Here is a 10,869-nt window from a genome sequence, read left to right on the forward strand (position 1 = left end):
GGCTGCGCCGCCGCGCACCTCCCCGTTAGCTTTTCCCCTGCTCCCCCGCGCGCGCGGGGGAGCAGGGGCAGGGGATGAGGGGGCATATTGGCAGCCGACTCCAAAATGAGAATTGCTGGATGCGGGCGCATGGCCATGCGCCCCTACGCGGGCATGACGGGTTGTTGGCCCAATAGCCGCCCCAGAACTGAAATACACCCTTTCACTGTTCCCTGTTGCCGTTCACGTTCCCTGGTGTTACACTCGTCTTGTCATGCCACTGATCACGCGTTGGTACGTCAAGACCGCTCTGCTCTACTTCGTCGCCTCGCTTCTGGTCGGCCTGCTGCTGATGGCACAGGCCGTGGTCGAGTTGCCGGACATTGTTGGCGTCCTGACGCCGGTATACTTCCACCTGTTTATGCTCGGCTGGGTGGCGCAGTTGATCTTCGGCGTCGTGTTCTGGCTGTTCCCGACGTTATCCAAAGAACGGCCGCGCGGCAGCGAGCGCATGGCCTGGGCCGTCTATGCCCTGCTTAACGCCGGGCTGCTGATGCGAGTCATCGCCGAGCCGCTCAACGCGCAGAATCCCGGCGCGTTGTGGGGCGGGCTGCTGGTGCTCTCCGCGCTACTGCAATGGGTGGCCGGGCTCGGATTTGTCGCGAATACGTGGGGCCGCGTGAAAGGCAAGTGACGTGCCGCGCCTGACCCGACTGTGCATGCGCGCCGCGCTGGTCTACCTCGGCCTCGGCTTCACGTTCGGCGCGCTGATGCTGGCCGATAAAGGCGTGCCATTTGCGCCGTGGCTGCTGCAGCTCCTTCCGCTGCACATCGAGGTGCTGCTGTTCGGGTGGACGGTGCAGATGGTGATGGGCGTCGCGTTCTGGATCATGCCGAAGTTCGGCCGCGGCACATCGCGCGGCCGCGAGCGGTTCGCATGGGCCGCTTTTTTCCTGCTGAATGCCGGCGTCTGGCTAGCCGGCGCCGGGGAGTTGAGCGGGCTGCCGGCCGCGGTGACGCTCGCGGGGCGACTGTGCGAGGCGGGCGCTGCCGCCTGCTTCGTGTTCCACGCCTGGCCGCGCGTCAAGCCGATGCTGGATGGACGCTAGGTGGGAGTCCGCGGAGACACGCGCACAAAAAAAGAGCGGGCGCCGCGCGGCGCCCACTCAGTTTGTTGCAAACCGACCTTCCGTTTATCGGAGGATCGCGGGCAAGTACAGCCACTTCGTATTGATCAACTTGGCGACCGCCGCATTCGCATCGAGCAATCCCGCGCCGACGGAGTTGAGATTGCCGCCGCTCATCGCACGCGCCGAGGTCTGCAGGATCATCTGCGCGGTGCCGCGCGAGAGCGGTTTGCCGAGCGCATTCGCTTTCTGTTTCAACAGCGCGGCGATAGCGGCCGCATGCGGCGCGGCCGCCGAGGTGCCGTAGAAGCGGTAACAGCCGGAACTGAACCCGCCGAAGAACGTATTGCAGCCGCCATCGGTCGCGGTGAAATCCGGCTGCTGGATGGTCTCGGTCGGGATCGCCGCCGCCGGCGTGGTATTGACGACCGGTCCGAAGTAATGGGCGGCCGGGCCGCGCGCGCTGTAGCCTTCCGGGTTGTTGTCGTCATTGTACGGCGCGGCCGCCACGCTGAACGCGTCGCGGTTGGACGTATGGCCCATGATCGTGGGGCCGACGATGTCTCCGCCCGCCGATGTGGCCGGTGACACATTGCTCAAGCCGCAGTTGCAGTTCGTGAACAGCACGACCTTGAGCCGCGGCGTGGCAGCGCCCGAGTAGCGCGACACACTCACATGCAGGTTCACCGGAACGCCGCTGGAGTTTCCGTAGTACATGTATTCAAAAGGTTGCTGGGTGGTTCCCGGATTGTTGTTCAGGCTGGACACTAACACCGTGCCGGCGTCGTTCGTCAAATACGCGTCCAGATCGGTAGTGACGCCGTACCACGGTTCGGCCCACTGCAGGACGACCCGCACGGCGTAACCGGAGGCCAGCGTGAAGTCGAGACTGTTCTGTGTGCCGCCGCTCGGGTTGAAGTTGTGACACGACGGATCGGTGACACCGGCGCGGCAACTCGTCGGCCGGTAGGCCGGCGCCTCGTTTGAAGCCACATTGTTGCCCCCGACAATCACGTTCACGTTGGTCGCGGCCGTGAAGTACAGCGCTCCGGTCCGCACCGTGTCGGAGATCGCCACGGCCGGGATGCCGTCCTGAAAATACGGCTCGGCAAAATAGATGACGTCGTCGACAATCACGCTCGCGCCGGCCGCCTTGAGCGCGCGAATGTGGTCGCCGAACGCGACCTGGCCGCCATTCGCCGTCGCAAAGCTCAGCGTCGCCGCCGGGGCCAGGTCATGGACGATCTGCGCCATCGCACGGCCTTCATCGGTCGTGGTACTCTCGTACAGCACATTGACAGGCGTCGTGTAACCACACGTGTTGGTCGCACCGGGCAAATCGCCGCTCGTCACGTCGGCGGACGCGCCGAGGTTATCGTTGAATGAGTCCGACAGCACGCCGACCTGCACGCCCGTTCCCGTGAGTGAGTAGTTTGAGCGCGCCAGCGCCGCGCGCAGTTGCGTGTCACCTTCGGACACCGCCGTGCCTTGCGGGCAGGTGGAAGCCGGGCCGGCCGGGCTGGCGTACCCGGCATGGCCGACAATCGGCGCCAGCGCTTCCTGCACGCTCTGGGTCGCGGCCAATGCCTCAATCTCAGTCAAGCGCGCCGGATCCAGGTAGGCCGCGATGGTCGCGTAGCGCTCCGAGATGTGTGTAATATCTGCACCGGCAGCGCGCAAGGCTTGTTGATAGGCCGGCGATAGATCGTCGGAGCGTATTTCGGCCAGCAGACGCCCCTGCGCATCGCGCACCAGACTGCCCGGCCCGGCCGGCGCCGTACTCAATGCCTGCGCTTGATCAATGGCGGACGCCGCGCGCAGCGACGGCGCGCGCGCAAGCATCGCCAGTCGCGCCGACAGCTTGCCATCCGCTTTAACGGCGCGCGCGCCAACGAGCGGGGTCGTGGGCGGCACCCGCGTTTCGGCGGCGGCGCTCCCGAACAGCGCGAAGGCGACGATCGCACTTGCAACGAGCCCGATATAGAATCGTTGGCGCACGCTAATACTCCTTGGCCGAATCGAACCGGCGACCTTTGAGGGCATACATCACGGATACGCAGACGGCTTGGGCTGCGGCACGGCACCACCAGCCGGCCCATCCCCGAAGCCGGGCGCCAGCTCCTCTTGCACGCTGAGCACGGCGGGTAGATCGGCGATGGTGTTCAGAGCGTCCATCGATACAAACGCACTCACTTGCTGATAGCGATCCGAGACCGACGTGATGTGTACGCCGAGATGCTGTAAGGTTTCCTGGGTTCTCGTCGATACATCGCTGGCGCGTATCGTGACGAGCACACGACCGTTGGCGTCCAGTACCAGGCTGCCGGGGCCTTGCTCCGGCAACGAGAGTGCGCGGGCAAGCACAGCGGCCGGTGCGGCGCGCAGTGCGGGCGTCGAAGCGAGCATTTGAAGGCGCGGCGTCAGCTTGCCACCCGGTTTGGCCGGCTGCGATATTACGGTTGCGGTCGCTGTCGCACCGGGCGATGACGCCGGTGCCACGGCCGGTGTCGCGCACGCCGCGAGACTTGCCAGCGACAACACGATGGCCGACCAAGCAGGCAGCTGCCGGAAGTGCATACGGATACCAACCCTTCGCGCAATTCGGTCCGGCCCACTTCATAATTATACCATGTTGACCCGGCGCGAAACACCGCGCGCGTCATATTCCGCCGCCGCGGTGTTCGGGGGCTGCCTATCCGGCCTGTACCGACTGCGTGTGGCGCGTCAAACAAAACGCCGCCATGCCAGTCGCTCGGACTGGCATGGCGGCATTGTCGCACCGATCGCGCGACTACGACGCCGGAACCGGCGTCATGTCTTTCTCGCGGATGATCTCGTAGCGCGAGTGAATGTGCGCGGTCTTCTCCAGCATCGCATGCACGCCGCAGTACTTGGTGTTCGACAGCTCGACCGCGCGCGCAACCGACGCGTCGTTCACATCGCCATAAACGCGGTAGACGATCGTGATGTGCTTGTAGACCATCGGGTGATCGCCGGCGCGCTCGCCCTCCACGTAGACCTCCAGCCCCTTCAACGGCTCGCGCTTCTTGCGCAGCACTGACAGCACATCCATCGCCGTGCAGCCGGCCAGACCGGTCAAGAGCAATTCAATCGGCTTCGGGCCGCGATCTTCGCCGCCGCCTTCGCGCGACGCGTCAATGATGATCTTGTGGCCGGTCGTTGTCGTGCCCTCAAACGCCATGCCGTCCTTCCAGACCATCGTCGTATGCTGCTTTTCCGCCATGTCACTCCTTTCGCACCCGCGACGCCCGCGCGAGTCGTACCGCCAGAATAGAATCTACTGCATTGGATGCAACAACCATGCCGCTGGTTACATGCGCACTATGCTATCGGATATCAATCTTCATCTGCTCGAACTGCGCTTTGTCGATTTCGCCGCGCGCATAGCGCAGCTTGAGCACGTCGAGCGGCGACAGCACCGCAGCCGGGGGCTCTGCCGGGTTGTGCCCTGTGCGGAGCGAGATGGCCGTGCCAATGACCGCCACGACGATCAAGCCGAACAGGCCCATCAGTGCCAGGCGCCACAAGCCGATGACGGCGCCCCCGCCCATCATGCCGTATTCGCCGTACGCGCCCATCATCGCGCCATGCCCACGCGCCATGAGCGGGAAGCCGGCCACAAACACAACGGCACAGACCAGCGCCACGCCGATCAGACCGCCGATCCAGATTGTCGAGCTTTTCACAGTGAGCGCGCCCCCTGCCGCACATGAAACAGGGGCGGGAGGGCTTGTCCTGTTGCCTCCCGCCCCTGCGTCACTCGGGTGTCCGGCTTCATCCACCGTCTTGGCGATTATGGCACGATTATCTCATCGTCCAACTGATGAAGACGCTTAACGAGGCACCCACTTGACCGCGTCCCACGCAATCAGCCGCGAGAGACGCGTTTCACCGGTGATGTCGGACAGCGACACGAAATCTGCCGTGGCGCTGCCGGCAAACGTGTACGTGCCGAGCGAGACCCATTCGTCGTTGTACGCGCCCTGATTGATCACCTTCGACGTCAGGCCGCCCGCGTGCGAGATCCAGTACCGCGCGCGCCCGGTCGTCGTGTAGTTATACGGAATGAAGACGAACACTTCATACAGGCCCATGCCGGTGGATGTCTCCAGGTGCGGGTACCAGCGCGCCCAGTTGTAGCCCGCGCGCGCCCAGTCGTTGTTGCGCGTCCAATACAGCGAACCGCCAAAGCCTTCCGCGGCCGTGTGCCAGCCGGACGCCGATCCGCCGCGCACGAACCACGTCGAGGTGTTGTCTACCGTGGTGATACCCGCACCGATCGGGGCGAGCAACTCCCAGATCAGCTTGGCCGAGGCGTAGCCGGTGTTCTCGTAGTACTCCATCACCAGCGACACCGAGCTGCCCAGCGCCATATCGCCCGTATACGTTGTCGCCGGATGGTCGGTCCACTGATCAATGAGCAGATGCCCATCGACCCACAGCCGCACGCCATCGTCGGACGTGACCTTGAAGCGATAGTTGCCCGGCGTCGCCGGGGTAATGCCCGTCCAGCGCACCGAGAAGCCGTCGTTGCCGACGCCCACGCCGGGCGAGCCGATGCCCCAGTTGAAATTGATCGTCGGATCGTCGCGCACAAAGATCGGCGACCCGGTCAGCGTCATGTTGTCGAAGTACTCACCCCTCCAACCGGAGAGCGTCTCCGTAAGCAAAACCCACGAAAACTTGGCGACCGCAAAGCCCACGTTCTCGTAGTATTCGACCACGAGTTGGTGGTGTCCGGCCGGCAGCGTGTAATCGAACGTATCGGTCGTGACCGCGTGATCGTTCCAGCGGTTGAACACCTGAATGCCGTCGATTGAGACGCGCATGCCGTCATCCGAGACGGCGGTGAATCGATAGATGCCCGGCGTCAGGTCGACCGTGCGCGTCCAGCGTGCCGAGAACGTATCGACCGGCACACTCGCATCGGGCGAACCGGCGCCCCAGTCGTTGTTGATATCTGCTTCATCGCGTTGAAAGACGGGCACGCCCGCCAGGCTAAAGTTTCCGTAATAGTAAGCCTTCCACGTCGGGTCCGTATGCGTTGGGCCTGGTCCCTGCGCGTAGGTGGTCGCGCTAAACAGCAGGAAGAGTGCCAACGCCGGAAGCATACGCAAGATCCTCATCGCCGCAAGCTCTCCTTTCATAAGTGACACAGCGCTCGCCCTGACGCGTCGATCCTTTGTCGCGCAGTGACCGTCTGCAATAGATACCGAACCGGGCGGCGTATCATTACAGACAGCCGCCTTCAATAGTATGGTTCGGGTCCGTAGCGCGAATAAGGGGCAAATGTCACATTCTTGACGGGACACTCAGAGGTATCGAGTAGACAGTTTACGCGCCAACTCAACGCGCATCGCCCTTATTTGAACCGCAGGCTGGCGACAATCGAAGCGAACATCACATCGTAGTGTGCGAACATACTCGACGAGGCCGAACCATAGGAGAGCACGTAGGCGTAACCGCCGTGCGCGGACCAGACATCGTGCGTCCACCACCAGGGCGTGCCCCAGGTGCGCGCGTAACGTGCATCATAGCAGTCCGCCATGCCTTCGCAGGCGCTAAACACAAAGTCGCGCACCTGCGTAGTCGGCGCGGCATACGACTCGCGCGCTGCGCTTTCCAGGGTCGCGCCGGGCGACAGCGGCTTGCGCGCCAGCGTCACGGCGATGTCGTACTTCGTTCCGGGGCCGGCCGTGAGCGGGTCACCAAGCGCGATAACTTCGTTGACGCCCATATCGCGATAGCGACCGCCAAACCGGTAGCCGGGAAAGATCTCCGCCAACGTCTGGAAATTGGCCGGATACGTAAAGGTCAGATCGTCGTTTTCGAACCGGATCAGGGCGACTGTGGGCGGCGGCGTGGGGGATGCTTTCGGAGCGACCGTCGCGGTTGCTGTGGGGGTCGGCGGGCGGGCCGTAGGCGGCATGCACGCCAACGCGAGTTGTGCAATGCCCAGCCAAATGCCCACGACATACCAGGTCATCATGACTCACCTCCCGCAGGCGAACGCGAGAGTCGGGCCACGCCCGAGCTCCGCACAGGCATACGCAACGCCGATTATTCCATACGCCGCGAGTCGCGTTGAGGGTCGATTGCCACCGGCCACGCGGGACATCCGTCAGGTGGTGCCGGCGGTTCACAGGGGCCGCGTGTCGCGGCTGACCGGATCCGGATTGGACGGGGGGTTACGTTAGCGCGGGCGCATACTGCTCAAACCACTGTTCGACAAGTCGCCCTTTCGCGACCAGTTCATCGCTCTCAAAGCGGCGAATCTCGAACAGGTGCGCGACTTGCTCGTACAGATCCGGCATGCCGAGCATATCGACCAACTGTTCGCGGATCCACTTGTTGTACGCGATCGGGTACGTGCGGCGCGCGATGAAGAGCGCCTGCAGGAACTCGCGGTAGCCGTTGTAGAGCCGGTCGAACGCCTGGAAGTGCAGGTTGCGCTTGACGTACAGAGGAATGTGACGGAGATTGTCGAGACCGTACCGCCGTACCATCGCAAGCCGGTCGCGGCGCAGGGTCTCGGCATAGTAGGGCAGCCATTCGCGCTTGAGTCGTTCATAGAAATCGGTGCCCTGCCAGAGCGGCACACTGTACGCCATGAAATTGCCGACCTCAAGCTCAAAGTTATCGGGACCGGCCGCTTCATCGCGCTCTCGCGGTGCAAACCGTCCGTCGACAAAGTCGAGGTGGACTTCCGAATAGCGGCCCACCCGGCGCAGGTCGGCGATTGCGGAGTCCGATTCATAGAACGCCTCCCACTGCTTCTGCCACAACTCGCGGCGCATGCGCATCACGTCTGCGCGCGCGAAGACGACGATGTCGAGGCATGAATCGGGCACGGCCTTGCCGCGCGCGCACGAGTTGACGAGCAGCACCGCATCGACCGGGTATCCGCGCCGGAAGTGCTCGGTGATGACCTGCGCGGCGCGCTCGTGCGCAGCCGTGGGGTATGCCGGATTGAGCTTGAACATGCGGACGATTGTATATCAGGTCGCCGCGCGCTGCGAATCGCAGGGCAGCCAATGCCGGGGCCATTCTAAAGTCATAGTGCATCGCCATAATCCGACGAAGCGGGCGCTGAGCGGCACACAACGCCGTCGAAGCGCGCGCATCTTCCTGCCCTTCGACAGGCTCAGAGACCGGCTGCACAGAAACTTCAACTCATGTGAGGGGCCGGCTGTCCACGGCGCCACAGGTTGTCATGCCGGCGTGTCGTAAGCCGGCATCCACTCCCGCGCGCGTCCGACTGGCCGACAAGGATACGTCCGCTGGATTCCGGCTAAAAGCACAGCAATTCTCATTTTGGAGTCTGGCCACCAAGTTGCCCCCCTCATCCCCTGGCCCCTTCTCCCCCGCGCGCGCGGGGGAGAAGGGGAAAAGTGAATGGGGATTGGCGCGGCGGCTGCGCCGCCGCGCCAATCCCCCCGTACAAAGGCAAATTGAGAATTGCTGCTAAAAGCATGCCGGAATGACAGGCTGTACAGGTGTCGCACCAGCCTCTGTCCGCACGCACGTCGCTGCGGCGCCCTGGAATTCTCAGGGCACGATCGCCCAGTTTGTGAAGAGACTTTTGAATCGCCCCTGCCAATGCCAAGCCAATGCCCTGGTAACACGCGCCGTCCGGCAATAATAGTCGCACTAAATCGCACTGCTTCACGGACTGAAATCACTTGACAGCCGACTTCAACCCGTGTATATTAGCGCCTGTAGGACGAAGGGAATGCCAGTCAGATGAGCGCAGGGAACAAATGTCGCCTTCCGGCAAGAACGTCGTGCCGTCGGGCGCGTTTTATTTTCGGCGGCATCGAGTGGGCGCACCTCGACAGTCCTAACATTTACTGACACAAGGAGTGTCCCCCATGTCGGAAAATCGCGTGACCGGCACCGTCAAATGGTTCAACGCTGCGAAGGGCTACGGCTTCCTGGCTCAACCCGGCGGCGAAGACGTCTTCGTCCACTTCTCGGCGATCCAGTCCCAGGGTTATCGCACCCTTCAGGAAGGCCAGGCGGTCGAGTTCTCGATCACGACCGGCCCAAAGGGTTTGCAGGCCCAGAACGTTATTCCGCAATAGGCCTGCTGCGGGATCACCCGCTCAATGGTCATCGTCGCTGACAGCAGCTCCGCAAACCGGCAGCTGCTGTCTTCTTGTCCTCGCCGGGCCGTGTCACCTGTCCCCTGTTTTGCGGTACACCCCACCCTACCCGAATGCGGTGCAGGCACCACAATGAATCAGAGCGTGCGGCACACACTCTGCGGTCGCCCTCGTCTTTTTATACGGAGCCTGCTATGTTCACCCGTCGCCAGTTCCTGCGCGGTGCGATCACCGTCAGCGCCGCGGCGTTTGTCGCGCAACTGACCGGTTGCGCCCCGGCCGGCTCGCCAACGCCAACTGCCGTGCCGCCGACGATCACGCCGGAACCGCCGGAACCCACTGCCGCCACCGCGCCAGCGCCGACGGCAAGCAGCACGCCCGCAACGCGTGCCGCAACTGCATTGCCGACGAAAGCGCAGCCAACGCCAGTAGCCGCGGCGCCCACGGCGCCGGTCGGTACTTACCTGGCGGTCGCGCGCGGCGACGACCCGGCCGAACTGGCGCGGCGCGCCGTGCGCGCGCTGGGCGGCATGGAGCGCTTCGTCCAGAAAGGCCAGTCGGTGCTGGTCAAGCCGAACATTTGCGTTGCGTACCACGGCCCGGAGTATGCCGCCACGACGAACCCGCAGGTCGTCGCCGCCATCGTGCAGATGTGCCGTGAAGCGGGCGCGTCATCGGTCACGGTGATGGACTACCCATTCGGCGGCTCGGCCGATCAGGCGTACAAGATCAGCCAGATCGGCGACGCGGTGCGCGCCGCTGGCGGACAGATGGTCACCATGACCGCGCTCAAGTTCAAGGAGACCGACATCCCGGCGGGCAAAGACATCCACAAGTGGCCGGTCTACCAGGATGCGCTCAAGGCCGATGTGCTCATCGATGTGCCAATCGCGAAGCATCACAACCTGGCGCGGCTGACGCTGGCGCACAAGAACCTGATGGGGCTGATTCAGAATCGCGAGAGCATCCACTCCGGCATCGGTGAACGGCTGGCGGACCTGGCCACGCTGTTCAAGCCGCGCCTCACGATCGTCGATGCGTACCGGATGCTGATGGCGAACGGCCCCACCGGCGGCAGCCTGTCCGACGTCAAGCTGCAGAAGACGCTGATCGCCAGCGCCGACATCGTCGCCGCCGACGCCTACGCCGCGACGCTGTTCGGCCTCAAGCCGGAGAGCATCAGTTACATCGCCGCCAGCGCGGCGCGCGGAACCGGCACACTCGACCTCAAGAGCATCAAGATCGAGGAGATCGCGGCCTAGACCGCTTGCTTACCGCAGAGCGCGCAGATTCCGGCCTTCACCCCAGAGAACGCAGAGAGCACAGAGGAAAACAAAGACCATTTAACCGCAAAGGACGCAAAGAGCGCAAAGGACGACTTGATAGCTGAAACTGCCAGTCACGCTCTCGAGAATATCGCCGGTCGTTCTGCATACGACTTCGACATCCCTGCGGACAGTTACCATATCGCTTTTCTCTGCGTTCTCTGCGCTCTCTGCGTTTTGCTTGTATTGCTTTGCGCGCTTTGCGTGCTTTGCGGTAAATCTTTGACGGAGAAAACGACGTGCAAGACTACTTGAACTGGCTGGAACTGAGCCGCCGCACCTTGCTGCACAACCTGTCGGCCGCGCGCGGCA

At 63.4% G+C, this 10,869-nt stretch carries 11 protein-coding genes; 4 read left to right on the forward strand and 7 right to left on the reverse strand.

The annotated features are described in order from the left end of the window. Positions 1–253: 253 nt before the first annotated feature. Together HZB53_16320 and HZB53_16325 are read left to right on the forward strand one after the other, a co-directional pair. Positions 254–673: a hypothetical protein gene (locus tag HZB53_16320; protein ID MBI5879214.1), complete on the forward strand. Its 420-nt coding sequence runs from the start codon at positions 254–256 to the stop codon at positions 671–673. A 1-nt stretch (position 674) separates the two neighbouring features. Further along, positions 675–1,088 carry a hypothetical protein gene (locus HZB53_16325; GenBank protein ID MBI5879215.1) on the forward strand — a complete coding sequence of 138 codons (414 nt, stop codon included), beginning with the start codon at positions 675–677 and terminating at the stop codon, positions 1,086–1,088. 84 nt (positions 1,089–1,172) lie between these two features. Here HZB53_16325 and HZB53_16330 read toward each other — a convergent pair whose 3' ends face one another. The 7 genes from HZB53_16330 to HZB53_16360 form a co-directional block, all read right to left on the reverse strand. After that, on the reverse strand, positions 1,173–3,104 hold the full coding sequence (locus HZB53_16330) for a S8 family serine peptidase (protein MBI5879216.1): 1,932 nt from the start codon (positions 3,102–3,104) through the stop codon (positions 1,173–1,175). A 48-nt stretch (positions 3,105–3,152) separates the two neighbouring features. After that, positions 3,153–3,683: a hypothetical protein gene (locus HZB53_16335; protein MBI5879217.1), complete on the reverse strand. Its 531-nt coding sequence runs from the start codon at positions 3,681–3,683 to the stop codon at positions 3,153–3,155. A gap of 214 nt (positions 3,684–3,897) precedes the next feature. Then, on the reverse strand, positions 3,898–4,326 hold the full coding sequence (locus HZB53_16340) for an OsmC family protein (protein ID MBI5879218.1): 429 nt from the start codon (positions 4,324–4,326) through the stop codon (positions 3,898–3,900). Between the two features lie 127 nt (positions 4,327–4,453). Beyond that, a complete protein-coding gene (locus tag HZB53_16345; protein ID MBI5879219.1) occupies positions 4,454–4,813 on the reverse strand; it encodes an SHOCT domain-containing protein in 360 nt (119 codons plus the stop codon). Between the two features lie 147 nt (positions 4,814–4,960). Then, a complete protein-coding gene (locus HZB53_16350; protein ID MBI5879220.1) occupies positions 4,961–6,238 on the reverse strand; it encodes a hypothetical protein in 1,278 nt (425 codons plus the stop codon). 251 nt (positions 6,239–6,489) lie between these two features. Continuing rightward, positions 6,490–7,116: a hypothetical protein gene (locus tag HZB53_16355; GenBank protein MBI5879221.1), complete on the reverse strand. Its 627-nt coding sequence runs from the start codon at positions 7,114–7,116 to the stop codon at positions 6,490–6,492. Between the two features lie 199 nt (positions 7,117–7,315). Then, complete coding sequence (locus HZB53_16360; protein ID MBI5879222.1) at positions 7,316–8,110, reverse strand: hypothetical protein; 795 nt, start codon at positions 8,108–8,110, stop codon at positions 7,316–7,318. 888 nt (positions 8,111–8,998) lie between these two features. Here HZB53_16360 and HZB53_16365 point away from each other — a divergent pair. Both HZB53_16365 and HZB53_16370 read left to right on the forward strand, forming a co-directional pair. Next, complete coding sequence (locus HZB53_16365) at positions 8,999–9,211, forward strand: cold shock domain-containing protein (protein MBI5879223.1); 213 nt, start codon at positions 8,999–9,001, stop codon at positions 9,209–9,211. A gap of 215 nt (positions 9,212–9,426) precedes the next feature. Beyond that, complete coding sequence (locus tag HZB53_16370) at positions 9,427–10,494, forward strand: DUF362 domain-containing protein (GenBank protein ID MBI5879224.1); 1,068 nt, start codon at positions 9,427–9,429, stop codon at positions 10,492–10,494. Positions 10,495–10,869 lie beyond the last annotated feature (375 nt).

The sequence above is a fragment of the Chloroflexota bacterium genome (assembly GCA_016235055.1).
Lineage (GTDB): Bacteria > Chloroflexota > Anaerolineae > JACRMK01 > JACRMK01 > JACRMK01.